Here is a 20,607-nt window from a genome sequence, read left to right as displayed (position 1 = left end):
GCCTTCTGTTTCACGGGCAGTCGGACGGCCGGCACTCCGGCCCCCTCTTCACATCACGGCGGACCCGGGACGCACCGAACCCCGGGGGCGCGGCGCCCACGGGCCACGATCCCTGCCGCCGGCCCGGATGCTGTACCCGGCGGCAGAACCCCAGCGCCCCGCCCACGGGCCACCACGATCCCTGCCGTCGGCCCGGACGCCGTACCCGGCGGCAGAACCCCAGCACCCCCTGCACCCCTTGAACGGGGCCCGTCCTCACACCCGGGACCGGCCGGCCGCCGCCCGCACCTCCAGCAGCGGCAGGCCGGCGGCGTGCCGGCGCAGGAACGTGGCGGTCGGGGTGTCGGCGTCGGCGACGGTGTCCACAGTGCCCTGCGCGACCACGGCGCCTCCGTCGGGGCCGGCTCCCGGCCCCAGGTCGATCACCCAGTCCGCGGACGCGGCGACGGGGATGTCGTGCTCGGCCACGACGACGGTGTTGCCCGAGTCCAGCAGCACATCGAGTGCGTCCACCATGCGCTGGATATCGGAAGGATGCAGGCCCGAGACGGGCTCGTCGAGCACGACCAGACCGGCGCCGCGGCCTGCCGCGCCACGCTGGATCGCCGATGCCAGCTTCAGCCGCTGCGCCTCTCCGCCCGACAGTTCGGTGGCACTCTGCCCGAGCTGGAGATAACCGAGCCCGACCCGGTTCAGGGCCTCCAACGTTTCCGCGAGCTGCCGCGGCGCGGGAAACCGCTCCACGGCCTCGGCGATGGTCAGCTCCAGAACCTGATCGATGGTCAGCCCCTGGTAGGCGATCTGCAGAGCCTCCGGCTTGTAACGCCGGCCTTCGCACGCGTCGCACACCACCCACACGTCCGGCAGGAAGTGCATGTCGACCAGCTTGCGGCCGTAACCGGTGCAGGTCTCGCAGCGGCCCCCGCCCGCGGTGTTGAAACTGAACCAGGAGGCACTGACCCCGCGCCCGCGGGCCGCATCGGTCTCGGCGAACAGCCTGCGGACGATGTCGAACGCCTTGCTGTAGGTGGCCGGATTGGACCGCGGGGTCCGGCCGAGCGGCTCCTGGTCGACGACCGCGACCCAGCTCAGCCCGCCCAGACCGGTCACCTTGCGCACCGTGTCGGTCGCCGTCCCGTTCAAGGCGGCCTCCACACCCGCCCCGAGCGCGCCGAGCAGACTGCTCTTGCCACTGCCGCTCACCCCGGTCAGACAGGTGAGCCGGCCGACAGGAAAACGCACCCGCTCCGCGGTCACATTGTGCGCACGCAGGCCGTGCAGCTCCACCCAGCCCGTGCCGTCCCCGACCGGCCGGCGCCCGCGCCGCAGCCGCGGCCCGTCACCGGCCAGATACCGCCCGGTCAGCGACGTGGGATGGGCGGCCGCGTCGGCCGGCGGACCCGACACCAGGACCTCACCGCCGAGGCGGCCCGCCCCCGGCCCCATGTCGATCACCCAGTCCGCCCGGGCGATCAGCTCGGGATCGTGCTCGACCAGAAGCACCGTATTGCCCGCCTCGCGCAACTCCAGGGCGATGTCGAGCAGATGCGCCTTGTCCGCCGGATGCAGCCCCGTCCCGGGTTCGTCCAGGACGAAGATGATGCCGCTCAGTTCGGTGCTGAGCTGCGCCGCGAGCCGGGTGCGCTGCAACTCGCCCCCGGACAGCGTGGCCGCGCTCCGCGACAGCTGCAGATGGGCCAGACCGAGCCGCTCGAGCACCCCGAGCCTGCGCACCAGATCCTGCAGCAGCGGCTCACCCACCTCACGCTGCCCGGCACCCAGGTCGTCCGCCACATGCTCCGCCCAGCTACGCACCTCCCGCACCTCGACCCCGAGCAGGCCGGGATACGTCATCCCGCCGAGCCGCACGGACCGGGCCGCCTCGTCGTACCCGCTGCCACCGCACGTGGCACACGGCTGCTTACGCATGTACGGCAGATAGCGCTCCTTGGCACTGGGCGTCTGGGCGTTCACGAACACCCGCTCCACCTCGGCGAGCGCGCCCCGCAGCGGCTGGGTCGAGCGGTAGGTCATCGACGCCGTCTCGTTCTTGTTCGGCATGTCGATGGTCGCCTCGATCTTCTCGTCCCCCGTGCCGTACAGCACGCAGTGACGAAACTCCTCCGGCAGCGACTGCCACGGCCGGCCGAGGTCCACGCCCCGCTTCTCGGCAAGCGCCGGTACGAACGCGTGCTCCCCCGACCGCCACTTCGCGAACCAGGGCGAGGCCCCCTCGAAGAGCGGAAGCTCCGGCCGGGTGATGATCAGCTCCTCCTGCGCCTGCCAGCGCCCGCCCACCCCGTGACAGTCGGGACAGCTCCCCTCCGGCGAGTGCCGGTCGAAGTGCGCGGTCGTCAGATGACCGCCCCCGCTCACCGCCACCGGGTCCGCGCCCAACGCGGGAAGCCGCGAATACAGCAGCCCCAGATGCCCGTCGATACCGGTGATCGTCGCGACCGTGGAACGGGGGTTGCGGTTCAGACGGCGCTGGTCGACCGCGAGCGTCGGGCCGAGCCCCAGAATACGGTCGACCTTCGGCCGGTTGCGCTGGGTGATGTACTGCCGGACGAACGGCGAAAGACCCTCCAGGTACCGCAGTTGGGCCTCGTTGTGCAGGGTGTCGATGGCCAGCGAGGTCTTGCCGCTGCCGCTCACCCCGGTGAAGGCGACGAGCTGCCCCTTGGGGATGCTCAGCGACACGTCCCGCAGATTGTTGGTACGAGCCCCCACGACGTCGATGGTCTCGCGGCCCATGCTCGCGACGTCCCGCACGAATTCAGTCAAGTCCCGCCACCCTCTCAGACGTTGCAGGGCATGAGCGGGGAGGTCACCCCCACGCACCCCGAACGGATCGATCACGCTACTACGGGCGATTCGCAGCCCGGTTGCCGTCGGGTCGAGGACGGCTCGAGACCCTCTCGAACCCGACTTGAGTCCCACTTGAACACGCCGGATGACCAGCCCCGTCCGGCGTGCGACGACGAGCCCCCTTCCGGGGCGAAAGCGGGGCCGCGGGCACCGCATCCACGAGCGGTTTCGCCGCGGGCCCCAGGTGACGGCACCCCAGCCGACGACACCGACCACGCGATCCGTCACAAAGAACCCGGCGCCGGCCGCCGCGCGCGGCGAGAGCCAAGGCCCGCAGCACCGGCGCCGCGGACCGTCCCCCCCGTTACCTTCTTCATGACCCCGCCCCCGGGCCCCCGGCCCTGAAGGAGCGACGTGATCGAAACCAGCGAAACCAGCGCCACCGGCGGCAGCACCATCCGCACAGCCCTGACAGCCCTGACCGTGCCCATCGCGCTGCGCCTCCACCGAGCACCGACAGCGGTACCCGCCGCCCCGCCCGGGACAACACCAACCACCACCGACAACGGCCGCCTCCCGTACCAGGGGCCAGGCAGGAGAACAGAGCGGGCCCGGACCCACAGGTCCCCCGCCCGGCTCGCACACCCGACCCGACATCGAATGAAATGAACTATCCAGTCCTCTATGCTGTACCTCGCTCGGCCGTCCTGAGCGCCTTCACGACGCCCCCGGACCGCCGCCACCACTCACAGACCCCCACCACACTCCGAGGCAGGCCATGTCCCTCTCGCTCACCGTGTCCGACGAGGTGCGCACCCTCGCGCCCGGCTTCACGCACGTCGCCGTCGAGGCACACGACCTCACCAACGGACCCAGCACCGATGCCAGCTCCGTCCTCCTAGACGACGCCGCCCGCCGCCTCGCTGTACGCCTGGACGGACGCGCCCCGCACGAGGACCCGCACATCGCCGCCTGGCGCGAGGTCTACACGGCGTTCGGCTCCAAGCCGTCCCGCACCCGCAACTCGGCGGAGGCGCTGGCGAAACGAGCCCTGTCGCCGGCGGGACTGCCCCGCATCAACCTGCTCGTCGACCTGTACAACGCCATCAGCGTCGCCCACCTCATCCCCGTCGGCGGCGAGGACATCGACCACGTCCAGGGCGGCATGCGCCTGGTACGCGCCACCGGCGACGAGGACTTCCTGACCGTCACCGGCGGCGAGGAGGTCATCGAACACCCCGACGCCGGCGAAGTGATCTGGCGGGACGAGACCGGCGTGACCTGCCGCCGCTGGAACTGGCGCCAGGGCCCGCGCACGAGGCTCACCGAGAAGACCACCTCGGGCATCTTCCTGCTGGAGAGCCTGGCGCCGATGCCCGTCACCGACGTCGAGACGGCCGCAGCCGAACTCGCCGAACTGCTCGCCAAGTTCAGCCCCGGCGCACACATCACCGTGCACGCCCCCCACCCCGACCGATGAGCGAGCCCGCCCGACTCCGCCCGGAGCGCGACCAGGCGGCGCTGACCCCGTCCCCGACCGCCCTGAAGCAAGAAGGCAATGCCCGGCCGGCTCGACGGCTTCCGCACCCCCGGCCACCAGCCTGCGCGTGATGAACCACTGAGCCACCCACCACCTGGCCGCACCCACCTCGCGGCCAGGTGAGACGACCAACCCGCCCCGGGCGGACCGGACATCCCCGGCCGGCGAAAGGGCACAAGGCCGGGCCCGGCGTGCTCGTCACAAGCAGCGACAGCAACGGCGCCGCACGCACAGCCCACGAAGACCGCCGAGGCCACGAACCCACCGGTCATCCCACCGGTCATCCCACCGGCCTGCCGAGACCGTGACGAACGTGACCGAACGAGGGAACCGCCCACGGACAGCGCGGAGCTGACAGCACCGAAGACCGCGCCCGCCCCCACAGGCACAAGGGCTCACCCGGCCACGACCGCGCAGGCACCGCCGGCGGGCCGCAGCATGGTCACCGCGGCCCGCCGACGGTCCGCCCCTCACCGATACCCGGTCGCATCCGCGGGCTTACCGGCGTCGTCGACCTCGACCAGGTAGCGCCAGCAGTCCGGACGCGAACCATCGAGGTCGGTGAAGCCGTACTCCTGGGCGAGCTGCCCGCTCGACAGCGACTGACCGTTCCAACGAGCGACATCAACATCACCGGCCAACGCCGCGACCGCACGCCCGACATACGCCGGACTCTCCGAGATGCAGAAGTGCGGCACCGTGGCCAACGCGTCCCGCCAGTTGTCCTCAGCAACACCGAACGCGTCGAGCATCATCTCCGAACGCAGCCAGCCCGGACTCAGCGCCACCGCCGTTCCACCATGCGGCTTCAGCTCGTGAGCGAGCACGAACGCCATACGCAGCACACTGTTCTTGACCAAGTCATAGAAGTACGAGTTGCGATAGTTCACCCCGTTGTACGCGGACGTGCCATCGGTCATCTCCACCACGAGACCACCCGGTTGCCGCACCAGCAGAGGCAGCAGGAAGTGGCTGGTGATCGCATGGGTCTCCACCCCCAGCCGCAGCAGCCGCAGCCCGTTGTCGAGGTCGTGCTCCCACACCGGCTTCTCGAACTCGAACAGCCGCTCACCACCCCAGACATTGTTGACCAGCACATCAAGCCGCCCCTGCTCGGCGCCAATGCGCTCGGCCAACGCACGGACCTGCTCCGGCACCAGGTGGTCGGTCGCCACCGCGATACCGGTTCCGCCCGCGGCACTGACGAGTTCCGCGGTCTCCTCGAACGTCTCGGCCCGGTCATACTCCGAACGCCGTTCCGCAGTCGTACGGCCGGTGACATAGACCGTCGCACCCGCCGCCCCGAGCTGGACGGCGATGCCCCGCCCGGCGCCCCGCGTGCCCCCCGCAACCAGCGCGATCTTTCCGCGGAGGTCCGGTGTCGATGTGTCGGGCGTCAATCCCATGAAAGTCCTTTTCTCTCTGTACGGCCGGCCCACGTCCGCCATCGACGCCAACCGGTGACACCATCCTCACCCCCATACCCGACACCTTGTGTCGCCTTTCCGCACCCATCTCACCGACACCACCGAAAGCGGCCGACCCGATGCCACACGCGACCTCACCCCTCCCGCACCAGGCCTTCCACACCAGGCGCCCCCTCACCCGTCGACCGCACCGGACCGGCCTGAACCCAGCGCATACCGATGGCGGACAACTGCTCCATCCGCTCCGGCGAAAGCGCCCCCGCCCGGCTGCGCTGGTTACCGATCTGACAAATCCACGAAGGACCACTGCATGGATGCCGAATCTGGCGATCTCGAGGTCATCGCTTCAGCTGTCCTCGGCCGGTCCGGACGCACGGGCTACAGTGCCGCGTTCGAGAAGGCGGTCACTCATCCCGTCGGTGATCTGCTGATCCTCGACCGTGTCCATCTCGACAAGGCATGGAGGGGCTTCGGACCAGGACTGATCCTGGCGGCCGAGGCGATCCGGCGGCTGTTGCGCGGTGGGGCGTACCCGGCCATGGGCGAATACCTCGAGGACCGCGAGCAGCTCACCTAGGCGTACCGGCGCCAGGCGAAGAAGAAGATCGCCGCGCTGTGGGAGAGCATCGGCTTCCAGCGATGGGGCGGGGACCCGGCCGGGGCGGCCCCAGCCGACGTGCCGGAGGCCAAGCGGCCCGGTATCCGCCTCACGCTGCTTGTGGCGCTGGTGCTGTACCGGATCACCGACGCCGACGTGGCTGCCTGGCGAGCGGGCCGAGGCGAGCGGACAGGCAGCACAGTCGGTGACCTGACCCGCGGCCTAGCCTTCGGCGCGATCACGGCGGTGCTGCGGCGTCCTGGATCAAGGCGCCGTGGATCGCTGAGAGGCGGGCGGCCCGGACGGGCACGGGCCGGAGTCGCGGAGACCAGCCCGTCGGGATCGGAGGGCTGCGGGCCGAGGGGACGGCGGCCGAACGCACTGCCGAGTTCCGGCCGTCCGGATGCTGTGGCAGGACGGGGCCGATCGGCCTTTACTGGAAGGTGAGGATCACCGGAACAGGCGACCGAATCGTTTCGCCCGACGCCGGATGCTTCGCCAAGGCAGGAGGTCGTGCCATGGACCCTCCTCCGCGAGAGCGCGACCTACCGCACCTCGTGGTCGACCGCCCGGACCGGCTGCGCGGCCGGGTCTTCGTCCTCGACGACCAGCCGATGCTGGTCGGGCGGGACTCCGACTGCCAGATCCAGGTGGGCGATCCGGGCGTCAGCCGACGGCACGCGGTGGTGTGGCGGGCCTCGGGCCGGACCACCGTCGAGGATCTCGCCTCCACCAACGGCACCATGCTGAACGGTCACCCGGTGCTCGGGCAGCAGGTGCTGCACTCGGGTGACGTGCTGGATTTTGGTCCCTTAGAGGTGCATTACGAAGAGCTGCGCTCCGCCGACCGGACCGTTCAGGCCCCGAAGCCCGGAGCCGGCGGCACCCCGGGCGGTACCTCGGACACCATGCCGGGCTGGGGCCCCGCCCCCGAGCCCGGGCCCACGCCTCACGGCGCTCCCGCCGCAGGGCCGCCGCCCTCCGGCCCGCCGGGCCGCCAGGCACCGCGCGAGGCCGGCCGTACGCCGCCCGGCGGCGAGCGGCGGTTCGACATCGGGGAGCAGCAGGCCGACCGGCTGAGCAATGTCGCCGGGGACCAGTACAACTACGTTCAGCAGGCGCAGCGCGAGAGCTTTTTCAGGGAGATCGCCGCGACCCGTACCAGGGCGCGACACCTGATCATGCTCGGCTTCCTGCTCTTTCTGGTCGGGGGCGGGATCTACGGCTGGGTGATCATTCGATTCGTTTCCGGGACCAACGACGATATTTCGTCGGGGAGTTCGACCTTCGACTCTTCCCCGGAGCTGCTCGGACCGAAGGTGGCCGGGGTGCCGGTAGGGGCGGTCGGGTTCGCGATGGCGGCTATCGGGACGGTTCTGACGGTCATCGGGATCGTTCTGCACATCGTGACGACGTCCCGGCGCCGCCGCTTCGAGGATGCCGAGCGGCAGGCGTCCTGGCGGCAGCGGTGAGGAGATGGGGAGCCATGGCCTTCAACATTGGCAACCAGCAGGGCGGCGTGGTCAACAACGTCGCCGGGAACCAGACCGTTCACGGTGGCCAGTCGGCCGTCTTCACGGCGGGCGGGCAGGAGGTGCGCGGCCTGGTCCGGGAACTGAGGGCGTCGATCGAGCGGACGGCGCTGCCGCCGGCAATCGAGCCCGAGGTGCGGGCCGAGCTGGACTCGCTGGACGAGGAGGTCGCCCGGCCGGAGCCGGACCGGGAGGCAGTGGCGGGCCGGCTCGGCCGGATCACCCGGCTGCTGTCCTCGGCGGGTGCGCTGGTCACGGCCGGCACCGGGCTGATCGGGCCGCTCGGAGCGCTCGCGGGCTGGCTTGGCGCACTCGGCCAGCCGATCTTGCGGGCGATCGCAGGCTGATGGGAGGAGGCTGACGGAGAGGGCCCTGACCCCGGAGTTGGACACGGGCCACGCGGGTCCGACAAGGCCCGGCCTCAGCCGCTCACCACAGGGATCACCATCTGCCACCACCGAAAACGGAATAAAAACCTCGGTAACCACTACTGGGGTGCGAGATTCGGTGTCGTCAGCCCGTCCTCGCAGGGTCCCCGGCGCCTGTGCCGCTCGAAAAGTCGTGGCTGCACGTCACGCGGTATATCCGTCGTACTCGTTGATGAGGCCACCGGTGATCCGGGTGTGCAGGACTTTGCGGGTGTCGAGGTCGTGCACGGTGGCGGGCTTTTCGCGGGCGTCGGGTGGTAGCTGGTCGCGGGCCTGGTGGGGCCGGTGCCCGTTGTGGTGGAGCTGGTAGGCCGCCAGGTCGATGGGCGGGCACCCAGGTCGTCCGGCGTGCTCGGATCGGAGCGGCTTCATGCCGTCCTGCAGCCCTGTTTCGCGGCCCGGAAACATAAGTGGATAGCTTATCCGATTGCGTGTTACGGTCCCCGGTAAACGGATGAGCTATCCGCATAACCGGGTGGAGGGGCACATGACGAAGAAGACAGCCGTGGTCACGGCGGGGACAGCCGGTATCGGACTGGAGACAGCCCTGGGGCTGGCCGACGCCGGGTTCTTCGTCACCGTGGTCGGACGCAACGCCGACAGGGGTGCTCAGGCGGTCGACCGAATCAACGCGATGAACCCGTCCCATCCCGCGCGGTTCCTGCCCGCCGACCTCGGCTCGCTCGACCAGGTGCGCGCGCTCGCTGACCAGATCGCCGCCGAACATGCCACTTCTGGCGACCCCCTGACCGCGCTGGTCAACAACGTCGGCGCGATGTTCTCGCAGCCACAGACCCTGGACGGGATCGAAGCGTCGTTCCTCGTCAACCACCTCTCGCCGTACCTGCTGACGGAACTGCTACTGCCCACGCTGACGGCCGACACCCCCAGCAGGATCGTGAACGTGACATCGAGTGCAGTCGGGCTTGCGAAGCGGTCCTTCGACACCGTTGAGCCGCCCGGCGGCTACTACGGCTTCCATTGGTATGGCCGCGCCAAGCTCGCCAACCTCGCCTACACGCTCGACCTTGCCACCCGGCTCCAAGGCACGGCCGTCTCTGTCTTCGCCGCCGACCCCGGAGGCGCCGCAACCGACATGACCAACGGCACCATGACCGATCCGAAGATCGTCTCACCAGCCCTGCGGCTGCTCTGGCCGCTGGTACGCCGCAAGTTCGAACGCTCTACTTCGGGTCCGGCGTCCCTGGCTGCCCGGCCCTCGATCGTCGCCGCCACCGACGCCACCCTTACGGGCCGGACCGGCATCGTCATCGGAGCCCAGACCCACCCGGTGAAACCTCTGCGCGCAGCCACAGACCCCCGCGTCGCCCAGGACGTGCGCCGGCTCAGCGAACGGCACGCGCCCCTCACGACAACCTGACCCGCCGAGCGGCACGGGTACCGGCGGCGACATCATCCGGATGGGTCATCCGATTAGCATGTCCCCCATGACGACGCCCCTTCGCAAGGACGCGGCCCGCAACTGGGACCGGATCGTCGCTGTCGCCCGTGCCCTCGTCGACCAGGGCACACCCCTGCAACTGAACGACGTCGCCGGCCGCGCCGGACTCGGAGTCGGCACTGTCTACCGCCACTTCGCCACCCCCGAGGCGCTGCTGGAGACCGTCGCCACTCCCTGCCTGGAAGCCCTGGCCGCCCACGGCCGGCAGGCGCTGGCCGACACCGATCCCCGGCGCGCGCTCGAAGCCTTCTTGTTCCGCACCGTCGAAGCGCAGGTCACGGACGCGTCCCTGGCCCCGGTCGCCGCCGCAGCCACCGACACCTTGCCGCGCACCACGGAACTCAAAGAGACGCTTCAGTCGGTCGGCACCGCACTCCTCGACCGGGCGCGCGACGCCGGGGCGGTTCGACGTGACCTGGCCGCCACCGACCTCGTCCCGCTCATGTGCGGCATCGCCTACTCCGTCAACGTCCATGGCGGCACACCTGCCGACCGGCTCGACACCGCACACCGCTACTTGGCCGCACTCCTCGAAGGACTGCGGGCCACGCCACAGCACCCGTGAGAGCACCGCCCGCACACCAACCGGGGGTGCTTCGGGTGCCCTCCGCCGGTGTGGGCAGTCCGATCGCCAGCAGGAGACGGCTGCCCGCCCCAACGACGACTGCATGGCGCACAGGTCCGCGACCGCCGTCCCCATGGGGAACCGTGACCACGAAGGCGGGGAATCTCGTGACGCGGAACCGGCCGAAAGCGGAGAATTTCGTGACCGTTGACAGGCGGCGAGCTCGGCCAGGCGGGCTTCGGTCTCGGCGAGGGCGGTGGTGAGCCGATCGATCTGCTCGCGCAGGTTGTCGGCGCGGGCTGCGGTCTCATCGTGTTCGGTCTGCAGCAGCCGCAGGAGTTCGCTGGCGTTCACGCGGCCGGCTCCACGTCGTCCCGCCCGGTGGGGGTAGGGGTGGTGAGGCGGCGGAGCATGCCGGCGGTGGAGGCCCAGTAGACCCGGTAGGCCGCGATGTCGGGTCGGTGATCGTAGTTGCGGGCGAGGCCCCGGTGCAGCATGAGGGTGCCGTTGACCTGCTCGACCACCCACCGCTTCGGTTGCGGGACGAAGCCCTTGCCTTCGTCGTCGGGGTTGCGTCGGACCACCTCGACGGTGATGTCCTTCACCGCCCCGTGGATGATCACTGGTGCGGTGACGCTGACTGGAGAGTACGGAGCGCGCCGCCGCCGCCCGGGCCAGGAGGCGCTCGCGGCCACCGACGCCGCACCCACCGCCGAAAAGCCAACGCCATCCTCAAGACCTGGCGCGCGAGGATGCGTTCCGCCCGCGCCGCCGTCCGCCGCATCACCGGCCACAGCATGCGTCGCGGCTGGATCCAGCTGAACGCCTCGCTGACGGCGTTGTCGAAACAAGATCCGACCCGGCCCATGGACTGGAAAACGCCCAGCTTGCGGCAGGACCGGCGGAACCTCCGCGAGGCGTACTCGGCGAGTTCAACCAGTCGTTGCAACACCGGGCTGTTGCAGCGAGCGTAGCTGCTCTTCGAAGACCTCGGCGGGTGTCCGCCAGCCGAGGGTCTTGCGGGGCCGGTTGTTGATCGCCATGGCGACGGCTTCGAGGTCCGTGGACGACCACCGGGACAGATCGGTGCCCTTCGGGAAGTACTGACGCAGCAGCCCGTTCGTGTTCTCGTTCGTCGGTCGTTGCCAGGGTGAGTGGGGATCGGCGAAGAACACCTTCGTCCCGGTATCGATGGCGAACTGGGCGTGGCCGGAGAGTTCCTTTCCGCGGTCCCAGGTGAGGGTTTTGCGTAGCTGCTCGGGCAGCTGCGTCATCGACGTCGTGAGCGCCGCGTTCATCGCGATCGCGCCATAGCCCCCGAGTGAGGTGCCGTTCTTCACGGGCGGATTCTCGCCCCAGCCCTCGAGCCGGGGCAGGTGCACCAGGAGCGTGGAGCGGCTGCTGCGCTCGACCAGCGTGCCGATCGCGGAGCGACCCGTCCCGATGATCAAATCGCCTTCCCAGTGTCCGGGGACCGCGCGGTCTGCGGCCTCGGCGGGGCGTTCGCTGAGGATGACGTCCGCGGTGACATGCCCCTGCGGTTTGTTCTGTGACCGTGCACGGGGAGTCCGCAGCGCCCGGCCGGTGCGCAGACACGTGACCAGTTCCCGCTTGAGCGCGCCACGGCCCTCGATGAACAGCGCCTGGTAGATCGCTTCGTGGCTGATGCGCATGGACTCATCATCGGGGAAGTCGACATGGAGACGGTGCGAAATCTGCTCCGGGCTCCATGCCGTCGCCCATCGTCTGTCCTGCCGGTGCGGCTTGTTCAGCCCTTTCCATGCGGGCGTCCTGGGCCCGGCGACGATCGTGTTGTCGGGGCGGCGGACACTGCCGACGAGCCGGTCCTGCACGTACTCACGCAACCTGTCGTTGCCTGTGAGCTTCGCGGTCCTCGGGCGCTTGGCGGCCTGCTGTGCTTTCCACTGGGCGACCGTCGCGCGGTACTCCTGCTTGCCGCCGCGCGTGGCGGCGTTGCGGCGCAGTTCGCGAGAGATCGTTCCGGGGTCACGCCCCAGGGCGCGGGCGATCTCGCGCACGCCCTTGTTCATCGCCCTGAGGATCGCGATCTCCTCGCGCTCCTCGAACGCGAGGTACCGGCCCGTGGGCTCGGCCAACGAGATCGGAGGCATGCCGCCAGCGTGACGAAACCACCTCGCACCCACCGGCCACGACACGCCGACCGCCAACGACGCCTCCACCGTCGTGACCCCCGTGGCGATCAGCCGCCAGAACTGGCGCTGCACGACTCGAGACGGATCAGGCCGCCCCGGCGAACGCATCGCCGGCCGCAACGCACGATCAGCGCGCCACTGCCGACGCCGACCCTCCGGAACATCGCTGGTCTTCAAACTCCAGTCCGCCGTGGCCACGTCGCACACCTCCGAGATCAAAGTGTTGCGACGACCAGTTGAATCCACCCTCGCTGCCGCGGTCCGTGTGGAAGATGACGCCCCGCACGTTTCCGCCGCGGGTGGCTGCGGCCATGTGCAGGGCGGCCACGACTAGGCCCGCGTCGTGCCGCTCTCCCATCGCGTAGCCGAGCAGGCGGCGGGAGAACAGATCGATGACCGTGGCCAGATACACCTTGCCCTCGCCGGTCTCGATCTCCGTCATGTCCCCGCACCACACCAGGTCGGGCGCTTCGGCGGTGAAGTCCCGGTTGACGAAGTCCGGGGCGGCCGGTCGTCTTCCCGGCCGGGTCAGTCCGCGCCGGTGGCTGACCTTGCGGGCGACCAGGCCGAGTTCGGCCATGAGCTTGGCGATGGTGTTCACCGAGACCCGCCAGCCCTGCCGCACCAGCTGGATCCAGATCTTCGGCGAGCCGTAGGTGCCACCGGAATCGATGAACTCCTCCCGTACCGCCTCGGCCAGCTGCCGACGGCGTACTTCACGCCGGGTTGGCCGACGGGTGCGGTGCTTGTAGAACCACGACTCGCTCACGCCCAGGGCGCGGCACGAGACTCGGTGCGAAATACCGTGCTCGGTCCTGAAGTCGCTGATCACCCCGACCACTTGGGACGGGTCCGCCACGGCTACTTCACCCACGGGACCATGCAGCGTTTGAGGACATCGCGCTCCATGACCAGTTCCTTGTTGTCCCGCTTGAGCTGGGCATTCTCCCGCCGCAACCGCTCCAGCTCGTCACTCCCGCCGGCCGGCGCCGTCCCTGCCCGGCGAGCGCGCGAGACCCAGCTGGCCAGCGTGGTCTCGTTGATGCCCAGATCCTTGGCGACCTCGGCAATCGGCTTCCCGGTCTCCGTCACGATCCGTACCGCACCTTCACGGAACTCCGGATCGAACTTCCGTCGCTTCTCCGCCATGACTCCCAACTTCCCCTGCAGTCACGGTCTTCACGCTACGAGGGGAGGGACAGGCGCAGATCGAGGTGTTCCAGCGGCTGATCGGCGTCCGCGTCCAGCAGCCAGCGCCCGTGCTTATGGCAGACCCGATGCCAGCGTGGCAGGTAGCGCACCGCTCGCAGTGCCTGCCCGGTGCGCCGCGCGGTGCACAGCCGGCAGCCGAACGCGGCCGGACCCGCCATCGTGCCCGCCGCCCGCCACCGTGCCTGTGCCACCCCGGCCTCCCGGCCGGTGCTGATCTTGGGGTCGTCCATGGTGAAGGCAGGCAAAGCGCGCGCCAGTACCTTGGGCTCCACCCTGCACAGCTCGGCGAGCACACCCCGCCCGGCCCCGTTGAGGACGACCTCCGCGTCCGCCCGCGCACCGCCGCCGTCGTGCCGGGCGGGAGAGTTGCGGCATGTCCACAGCCGCAGCACACCGGCGGTCGGGAGACCGTAGCGGGCCGCCACACGGCTGATCAACGATGCGGTCAGCTCCCCGGCCAGCGGCACGGTCCGCAACACGCCCGCTGCCACACCACACCCCCGATGCCGTTTCCTGCTCCTGCTCAGTGCCAGCCCCCCACGCGCCTCACAACCAGCCTGCGGGCCCCTGCCTGGGTGGCTCGCGTCCGGCGGGCTGGCCGGGTTCCGAGGGCCGACTGCACAAGGCTAGAGGCCACCTCCCAACTTGCCGCCCTCGTCCGCCGCTGAGTCACAAAGCAGGTGTTGGCCTGCGGCCAGCGTCACGTCAGTAGTCGAGGTCGAGGTAGTCGATGTCGTTGAGGGTGACGTCGGAGAGTCCTGTGGCGCGGGTTCCGCCGTCTTGGAAGTAGATCTCTTTGAATCCCTCGGCGATGATCCCGCGCATCTGTTGGTCGCTGGCGCCTGTGTTGCGGGCGTCGAACAGGCGTTGTGCGTACGCCGGGGGGAGGTGCACCGTCAGGCGCCGGAATCTTCCGTCGTCGGTGGTGCCGACGGGTGCGGTGTACCCGAACCGGGCCCGGGTCTCCACGGTGATCCCGGTCGCGGTGGCGGCCTGCTTCTGTCGGCGCTTGCGGACCTGGGGCTGCCAGCGGGTCCGTACGGCAGCGTCGATCCGTTCGGCGATGGCGCGTGGCGGGTGCTTGCGTTCGCCCTTGCGGTAGCGCTCCACCGACCGCTGGCTGACCCCGATCTCCTCAGCGACAGCCCGGGTCGTCTTGAGCTGCTTGATCAGGTAGCCGATCTGCCCTTTGAGTGTCTTGGGCGGCTGGCGGGTGAAGGCTTCCCGGTCGGCGCGTTCGATGGCGTCGTCGATCTCTGCCACGGCTCAGCCCTTCTCGACGGTGGGGGCCTGGCCGCTCGTGTCGGCCGGCGGGGTCCGGGTCGTGTGCGTCGGGCCGGTGTCGGGCACTGGCCTACTCTCCTTCGTCGTGGACGGCGTCGCCGCCCTTGATGTGGCGGGCGGGGTTGTGGCCCTGTTCCATGAGGTCGACCGCCCAGAGCATCGACTGGACGCCTTCGAGCTTGGCCAGGCCGGGGGTGGGTCCGAGGCGGAACCCGCCGGGCTGGGGCTTGCCCGATGCGGCGTAGGGCAGGAAGTCCAGCGGGCTCTCCCCTGGCGAGGGGTAGACGACGCAGTCGGAGAGTACGGCGAGCGGGTACAGCCCCGTCATCGTGGCCATGTTGCGCAGTTTGCGGTGCATGTTGACCCGTGCTTTGGAGATGACGGCGGCGCGGATGTCGGGGCGCCAGGTGGGGCGTTGGAGGGCCGGCCACCGTTCGCCCTCCTTGTATTTCTTGCCCTGGGGGCGTTCGCGCAGTTTGCCGATGCCGCCCTTGACGGTGGCCTTGATGGCGGCCAGCACCGCCGCCATGGCCGGGTCGGTGTCCTTGTGCCGCTCCATCGCCGCCAGGAACTGCACGTCCGTGAGTTCCTTGGTGACGCCGAGGTCGGCGAGGGTGTCGATGTACGCCTCCTTGAGGCGGTCGTGCCACGGGTCCAGGTAGGCGCCGGTCTCGCGGCGCAGGTACCCCTCCAGGGGCTGGACGTTGTGGCCGAGTTCCTGGGCGTAGGCGACGGTGTGTGTCTGGTACCAGGCAGGTCCGGTCGGCCGGGTGCCGTCCGGGGTGAACGGTGAGGGCAGGCGCGGGTCCACCTCGACGTGGGACAGGTCGACCAGCCAGCTCCCGGGGATCTTCGGGTTGAACGTCGGGGCGTGGAAGTGGTCGGGGCCGGACAGGCCGACGACCAGGCGGGCCGCGGCGGCGAGGAACGCCGTGTTCAGGTCCAGGCCGACCGCGAAGGGCAGTGTGCACTCCTCATCGCTCAGCAGGTCCACCGGCCGCACCCACTGGTACGCCTCCTCGTTCAAGAACCCGCCGCTCCAGCCGCTGTCCACGACGACCGGGTGCTCGGGGGTGGCCTCCGGCGGCGCCGGGTCCATCGGCTCGGTGCCAAGGCTGCCGGGGTTGTGGCCGGGCACCCAGTTCCCGCTCGCCTCGTCGCGCACCGCGCGGGTGGGCGGGCGCAGCGCGGTCATCAGCTCAAGGCCCGATACGGCTGTGGAGCCGCGCGGGGTGATGACCCGGGTCGCGTACACGCCGAGGACGCGGGCGACGTCGGCCGGCTCCATCTCCGCCACCCCGGGCCAGGACCGCTCATCGAGCGCGTCCCAGGACAGGATCGCGAGCTGCACGCACTGCCGGTCGCGGCCCTGGGCCTTGCGGTAGATCCTTGCCCACGGGCCGAACCCGCGCTGGGTGAGCCGCCACTTCGCCTTCACCACCTGTTTGACCACCGGGTGATCCTCGGGAAGGCGCAGGGAGCGGCGCTGTTCGTGGCCTTCCAGGCGCTCGGGCAGTCCGAGTTTCACGGCGGCTGCGGCGGTGAGGACGATCAGCGGGTCGGAGTCCTTGCCGTAGCGGTTGAGCTTCGCGGCACCGAGGCCGGACTCGCGCAGCGTCCACTCCACCAACTCCGGAACGGTGGCCGCCGGGCAGTCCAGCACGATCCCGCCCGTGCCGTACGCGCAGCCGTCACCGTCCAGGACCGCGAGCGGGCCGTGCGGGAAGCGCGGATCTGCTGCCGGCTGCGCCGCCCTCTTCGTGGCCGGACGCCGCGATGCGGTGGCGGGCCGGGGGGTGGCGGGGCGTGCCGGCGCCGCAGCCGGAACGGCGGAAGCCTGCGGGGCCGGGGCATCTGCCGTCTCCGCCCTGGACGCACCCGGTTCGGCAGACGCCGCAGGCACGGTCGCGGCAACCGGAGCTGTCGGAGCTGTGCCGGGGGCGGGGTACTTCGCCGCCCACCCGTTCAGCAGCCGCTGGTAGGCATCCAGGCGCGGCGACTTCGGCTCGCTGCGGCCGTTCTCCCAGTTCTTCACCGACTGGGTCGTCGTCTTCAACGCGGCCGCCAGGCGGGCCTGCGTGATGCCGGCGGCCTCACGCAGCCGGGCACGCTCCGCCGGTGGCGGCAGGTGCGGCTCCTCGTTCAGCAGAGCGTCAACGGACGCGAACAGCTCTTCCTCGGATGGCATGACCCTGCACCCTTGCTCCAGGCAGTCCTTAACCACAAACTTATCCCACTCCTTAACCTTTCTGCGCCCATTCCAGCGCGGCGGGTGCGGTGAGTTTGCCGGCGGTGAGCTTCGCGCAGCGTGCTTATGGCCGTCGGGGGAGGGGAAGTGTGATCGCCATGACGAGCGTGATGCAGCACTACGGTCTGCTGTGGACCGACCCTGACGGTGCCCCGCAGGCGTCGGCCGGCAGGTACGACAAACGGTCGGCGAAGTGTCGCCGCACCGAACTCAAAGCTGTGGGCTGCACACGTGTCGAGATCGTGCCGGTCAAGCCGGGTGACGTTCCCGAGCCGGTTTCCTGAGCGAAGCGGGGACGTAGACAGAACTCTGCGATCAGAAGTCCCGTCCAGCAGCCCCCCGCCACGCAGCGCGTCGACCAGCCACTGAGCCATCCCTCAGTCGAACAGACCGAGGTCCGCGAGCAGCTGGCGCCGCGTATCGGGCAGCGAGTCTCGCCTGCTGCGCATGTTGCTGCGCCATACCCCGAGTCGGACCTCGGTTCCGTCTTCCAGCCACTCTGTGTGCCCGCGTGGGACGGTCACGGTGCCGGTGCGGGCTCTGTACTGCGCGAGGGCCGCGACGCCCCGCTCGAACGTCGTAGAAGCCCTTGCGGGCTCCTCCGGCTCCGGGGCGAGCGGTGTGATGCCGAGCTGCTCCAGGCGCTCGCGCTGTCCGTCGGTCAGGGCCTGCCAGACTGCCGGTTTCCGCTGTCGGGCCAGCCATTTCCCGATGTCCATGCCGTGGACGGTGAGGCCGGGCAGGACGTCGGCCTGTCCGTCTTCGTCGCGTACGAGCTCGCGCAGCGCGGCGTAGTGCCGCTGCCACTCCGCCGGCCACTCCGGGTTCCAGTCCTCGTCCACGGCCTCCAGCGCCGCCTTCCACTCAGGGTGTCCGTCGAGTGCACCTGGCCGCCTCAAATTCGCGAGCCACATCCCCAACGGCCGGTCGAGCATGGTCGCGGGCCGGGGCGCGCACAGCGTCCAGTGCTGGTCGTAGTAGGCCTTCGCGGCTTCCAGGTTCTCCTGGAACCGCTCATCGGCCAGGGACCACACCATGCCCAACTGCTCGAGTCGCCTCGCGCGCTGGCCGGTCATCTGCCCCGCCCCGTAGGCCCGTCGTTGTTCCGCGACCCATTGTCCAAGCGGTGTCGCGCCCTCGCGGTGTCCGTAGGGCACGCGGGCGTGCCGCTCCCGTTCGGTGAATTTTTTGAGTGCGGCCCAGCCGCGGGCCCAGTCCTGGCGTTCGGTGTCGATGACGTTGAAGGACACCCAGTCCGCGACCATCACCGGATCCCTGGGGGCGGCGAAACGGAGCAGCAGCCGGGATTCTTCCTCGCCCTCCTCCGGCGCGACACCGATGTTCACGGACGGCTGCGCGACGTCTTTCTGCGGCTCCTGCGGAATCGCAAGCAACTCCACGGCCTCTTCGTCGTGAGCCCGTAGACCTTCCAATACCTTCACCAAAGGGCGATACGACCCCGAGGTGAACATGTCCTCCGGCTGCTCGCCCGGCTGGAGAAATACCGGCACGATCAGAGAGGCGAGCTTGCCCTGCCCGGGTTTTTGCCGGAGCGCCCGGCCGATGGCCTGGACGATGTCGTGCGGCGCGCCCTTGGGGTCCAGGAGGGCGACTGAATCCACGCTTCGAATATCGACACCCTCGCCCAGGACCCGACAGTTGGAGAGCACGGCCCGCTGCGCCGTGGTCCCGAACGAGCCGAGGACTTCCCGCCGGCGTTCGGGGACGTGCTCGCCGCACAGCCAGTTGGCCCAGATCCGCTTCGGGTATGTCTCGGGCTGGTCGGCGTGCAGCTTCGCCGCGACGCGCTCCAGGCCCTCGGCGTACGCCTGCGCCTCGATGGTGCGGTGGTGGAAGGTGATGCACGTCGACAGGTCGTGCTGCGCCATCGTGTGCAGCAACGCGGCCTGCAGCGCCCCGAGCCGCTGACCGCGGACCTCCTCGCTGTGCCGCTCCTCGCCCATCAGCCGCTCCGGCGTGACGACCGGGTCCTTCAGCTCCAGGACGATGATCTGGTACCGCGCCAACAAGCCCCGGGAAACGGCAGAGGCGAGCGAGAGCTTGTACAGGACCGGCCCGAAGACCCTCTCGTCGTCCATGGACGCCGCCATCTCACGCGGCAGCGGATCCCGCACCCCTTCCGTAACCTCGCGGTTCAGCCGCTCCTCCCAGATCCGCGGCGTCGCCGTCAGGTACAGCCGCCGGTAGGCCGGGATGACGCTCTGGTCGTGGATGTCCGCCCACGCCTTCCCCATTGAGCCACTTGTCCGGTGCGCCTCATCAACCACCGCAAGGTCTACTGGATCAAGCTTCTGACCGTAGACACCCTCGAAAGCCTCCGCCAGGACACCCAAGCTGGCGTACGTCGCGTAGATGGTCACCGGCCCCTGCCCGTGCCACAGCGCCAACTGGATCGGGTTCGTCGTGGAGCGCACCTTCAACGACCACAGCCCCGGATCGTCCTGGAGCGAACACACCGTCACCGCCGGCCCCTTGTGTCCAGCCTCGTGCCACGCCCTCACCGTCTGCGCCAAAAGATCCAGCGTCGGCACCAGCACGAGCACACGCCCCCTGGGCACAAGCCGCCTCGCCGACGCGGCAGCCATGATGGTCTTCCCCGTCCCACACGCCGCGTGCACCTGCCCACGAAGACCATTCCAGGGAATACCACCCGGCGGAACATCAAGACCCCGCACAATAGCGGCAACGGCCTCGATCTGGTGATCACGCAACTTCACGGCCATGCCCCGTGCTCTCCATTTCGCGGAATGCGGCGCGTAATAACAATTGGAATCCAAGGCGCAAGGTGCGCGACGGTAGGGGTGTAGCATCTGATCCCAGACTCTACACAGTCACGACTCGTGATGCATCACTCGCACACCAACTTCGCACCCGAAGGTGGCACAGTGACTCAATCTCACTCACGAACGGCCGGTTGCCCTGTATGCTGACAGGCCATTGGTGAACACGTCGGGACAGGTTAGACAGTGGGGGGAGGGGTTCAGGGTGGAGCGCAGCGGAACCCGTCACTACAAACGAGGCCGGCACTCCGTCAGGCCGACGACCCGTCACATCCGTTACAGAGGTGGTGACTGGGAATCCCAAGCCCTACACAGTCCCGCGCGCGATGCACCCACCCCTTACTGCCAGCCTCAGGAATCCCGCTTGCGGGATTCCCTCAATTCGCGCTGCGCGAATTGACATGCACTCAGAATTCCGCTTGCGGAATTCGATTCCCCCGCTTGCGGGGGAATCTGGCGGAGCGTCAGCGGAGCCACGCCCGAAAGCGAAGCGGAGGGCGTCACTATGCAGCGCGCCAGCGCTGCATA

At 69.6% G+C, this 20,607-nt stretch carries 17 protein-coding genes and 1 pseudogene; 7 read left to right on the top strand and 11 right to left on the bottom strand.

All coding sequences use genetic code 11. From position 1 onward, the window contains the following. Positions 1-255: 255 nt before the first annotated feature. A complete protein-coding gene (locus tag OG202_RS00090) occupies positions 256-2,784 on the bottom strand; it encodes an excinuclease ABC subunit UvrA (RefSeq protein ID WP_327726196.1) in 2,529 nt (842 codons plus the stop codon). A gap of 802 nt (positions 2,785-3,586) precedes the next feature. Between OG202_RS00090 and OG202_RS00085 the strand changes: the two genes are divergently transcribed. Further along, positions 3,587-4,288, top strand: a complete 702-nt coding sequence (locus OG202_RS00085; protein WP_326585357.1) for a B3/B4 domain-containing protein — start codon at positions 3,587-3,589, stop codon at positions 4,286-4,288. A gap of 530 nt (positions 4,289-4,818) precedes the next feature. Here OG202_RS00085 and OG202_RS00080 read toward each other — a convergent pair. Next, positions 4,819-5,754 carry an SDR family oxidoreductase gene (locus OG202_RS00080; protein WP_326585358.1) on the bottom strand — a complete coding sequence of 312 codons (936 nt, stop codon included), beginning with the start codon at positions 5,752-5,754 and terminating at the stop codon, positions 4,819-4,821. Positions 5,755-6,085: 331 nt separating this feature from the next. Between OG202_RS00080 and OG202_RS00075 the strand changes: the two genes are divergently transcribed. The 3 genes from OG202_RS00075 (at position 6,086) to OG202_RS00065 (ending at position 8,252) form a co-directional block, all read left to right on the top strand. Next, positions 6,086-6,352: a hypothetical protein gene (locus OG202_RS00075; RefSeq protein WP_327726195.1), complete on the top strand. Its 267-nt coding sequence runs from the start codon at positions 6,086-6,088 to the stop codon at positions 6,350-6,352. 539 nt (positions 6,353-6,891) lie between these two features. Next, positions 6,892-7,845, top strand: a complete 954-nt coding sequence (locus OG202_RS00070) for an FHA domain-containing protein (RefSeq protein WP_327726194.1) — start codon at positions 6,892-6,894, stop codon at positions 7,843-7,845. A gap of 14 nt (positions 7,846-7,859) precedes the next feature. Then, positions 7,860-8,252: a hypothetical protein gene (locus tag OG202_RS00065; RefSeq protein WP_326585361.1), complete on the top strand. Its 393-nt coding sequence runs from the start codon at positions 7,860-7,862 to the stop codon at positions 8,250-8,252. Between the two features lie 225 nt (positions 8,253-8,477). On the opposite strand, the gene OG202_RS00060 is transcribed toward OG202_RS00065, so the two are convergent. Beyond that, complete coding sequence (locus OG202_RS00060; RefSeq protein ID WP_327726193.1) at positions 8,478-8,705, bottom strand: hypothetical protein; 228 nt, start codon at positions 8,703-8,705, stop codon at positions 8,478-8,480. Positions 8,706-8,838: 133 nt separating this feature from the next. On the opposite strand from OG202_RS00060, the gene OG202_RS00055 reads away from it, so the two are divergent. Together OG202_RS00055 and OG202_RS00050 are read left to right on the top strand one after the other, a co-directional pair. Further along, entirely contained in the window at positions 8,839-9,714 is an 876-nt protein-coding gene (locus tag OG202_RS00055; protein ID WP_327726192.1) for an SDR family NAD(P)-dependent oxidoreductase, read from the top strand. 67 nt (positions 9,715-9,781) lie between these two features. Next, positions 9,782-10,360, top strand: coding sequence for a TetR/AcrR family transcriptional regulator (locus OG202_RS00050; protein WP_327726191.1), 579 nt, complete (start codon positions 9,782-9,784; stop codon positions 10,358-10,360). Positions 10,361-10,710: 350 nt separating this feature from the next. On the opposite strand, the pseudogene OG202_RS00045 reads toward OG202_RS00050, so the two are convergent. The 7 genes and pseudogenes from OG202_RS00045 to tap all read right to left on the bottom strand — a co-directional run. After that, positions 10,711-10,983, bottom strand: a pseudogene (locus tag OG202_RS00045) (IS5/IS1182 family transposase); the annotation flags it as partial. A gap of 309 nt (positions 10,984-11,292) precedes the next feature. Then, the gene (locus tag OG202_RS00040) at positions 11,293-12,711 is read right to left on the bottom strand and encodes an IS30 family transposase (protein WP_443052335.1); all 1,419 of its coding nucleotides are present in this window, start codon (positions 12,709-12,711) and stop codon (positions 11,293-11,295) included. Continuing rightward, a complete protein-coding gene (locus tag OG202_RS00035; RefSeq protein WP_327732026.1) occupies positions 12,662-13,366 on the bottom strand; it encodes an IS3 family transposase in 705 nt (234 codons plus the stop codon). Before OG202_RS00035 ends, OG202_RS00040 begins: the two co-directional genes overlap by 50 nt. Positions 13,367-13,395: 29 nt before the next feature. Continuing rightward, positions 13,396-13,683: a transposase gene (locus tag OG202_RS00030; RefSeq protein WP_327726189.1), complete on the bottom strand. Its 288-nt coding sequence runs from the start codon at positions 13,681-13,683 to the stop codon at positions 13,396-13,398. A gap of 35 nt (positions 13,684-13,718) precedes the next feature. Further along, the gene (locus OG202_RS00025; RefSeq protein ID WP_327726187.1) at positions 13,719-14,237 is read right to left on the bottom strand and encodes a TniQ family protein; all 519 of its coding nucleotides are present in this window, start codon (positions 14,235-14,237) and stop codon (positions 13,719-13,721) included. A gap of 214 nt (positions 14,238-14,451) precedes the next feature. After that, positions 14,452-15,009 (bottom strand): telomere-protecting terminal protein Tpg, encoded by a 558-nt coding sequence (gene tpg / locus OG202_RS00020; protein WP_327726186.1) that lies wholly within the window; start codon positions 15,007-15,009, stop codon positions 14,452-14,454. 91 nt (positions 15,010-15,100) lie between these two features. Next, positions 15,101-17,218 (bottom strand): telomere-associated protein Tap, encoded by a 2,118-nt coding sequence (tap, locus tag OG202_RS00015; RefSeq protein WP_327726185.1) that lies wholly within the window; start codon positions 17,216-17,218, stop codon positions 15,101-15,103. 158 nt (positions 17,219-17,376) lie between these two features. Here tap and OG202_RS00010 point away from each other — a divergent pair, with 158 nt between their 5' ends. After that, positions 17,377-17,562, top strand: coding sequence for a hypothetical protein (locus tag OG202_RS00010; RefSeq protein ID WP_327726184.1), 186 nt, complete (start codon positions 17,377-17,379; stop codon positions 17,560-17,562). A gap of 93 nt (positions 17,563-17,655) precedes the next feature. Here the strand turns inward: OG202_RS00010 and OG202_RS00005 are convergent, their stop codons facing one another. Further along, positions 17,656-20,022: a DEAD/DEAH box helicase gene (locus OG202_RS00005; RefSeq protein WP_328222102.1), complete on the bottom strand. Its 2,367-nt coding sequence runs from the start codon at positions 20,020-20,022 to the stop codon at positions 17,656-17,658. Between the last annotated feature and the right edge of the window lie 585 nt (positions 20,023-20,607).

The organism is Streptomyces sp. NBC_00310, from assembly GCF_036208085.1.
Classification (GTDB): domain Bacteria; phylum Actinomycetota; class Actinomycetes; order Streptomycetales; family Streptomycetaceae; genus Streptomyces.
This window is presented reverse-complemented; position numbering and strand designations above follow the sequence as displayed.

Bases quoted from the DNA above. Each gene is read 5' to 3' on its own strand.
- OG202_RS00065 (WP_326585361.1), top strand. From the start codon at position 7,860: ATGGCCTTCAACATTGGCAACCAGCAGGGCGGCGTGGTCAACAACGTC.
- tap (WP_327726185.1), bottom strand. From the start codon at position 17,218: ATGCCATCCGAGGAAGAGCTGTTCGCGTCCGTTGACGCTCTGCTGAAC.
- OG202_RS00070 (WP_327726194.1), top strand. From the start codon at position 6,892: ATGGACCCTCCTCCGCGAGAGCGCGACCTACCGCACCTCGTGGTCGAC.
- OG202_RS00050 (WP_327726191.1), top strand. From the start codon at position 9,782: ATGACGACGCCCCTTCGCAAGGACGCGGCCCGCAACTGGGACCGGATC.
- OG202_RS00060 (WP_327726193.1), bottom strand. From the start codon at position 8,705: ATGAAGCCGCTCCGATCCGAGCACGCCGGACGACCTGGGTGCCCGCCC.
- OG202_RS00080 (WP_326585358.1), bottom strand. From the start codon at position 5,754: ATGGGATTGACGCCCGACACATCGACACCGGACCTCCGCGGAAAGATC.
- OG202_RS00005 (WP_328222102.1), bottom strand. From the start codon at position 20,022: ATGGCCGTGAAGTTGCGTGATCACCAGATCGAGGCCGTTGCCGCTATT.
- OG202_RS00085 (WP_326585357.1), top strand. From the start codon at position 3,587: ATGTCCCTCTCGCTCACCGTGTCCGACGAGGTGCGCACCCTCGCGCCC.
- OG202_RS00010 (WP_327726184.1), top strand. From the start codon at position 17,377: ATGACGAGCGTGATGCAGCACTACGGTCTGCTGTGGACCGACCCTGAC.
- OG202_RS00030 (WP_327726189.1), bottom strand. From the start codon at position 13,683: ATGGCGGAGAAGCGACGGAAGTTCGATCCGGAGTTCCGTGAAGGTGCG.
- OG202_RS00075 (WP_327726195.1), top strand. From the start codon at position 6,086: ATGGATGCCGAATCTGGCGATCTCGAGGTCATCGCTTCAGCTGTCCTC.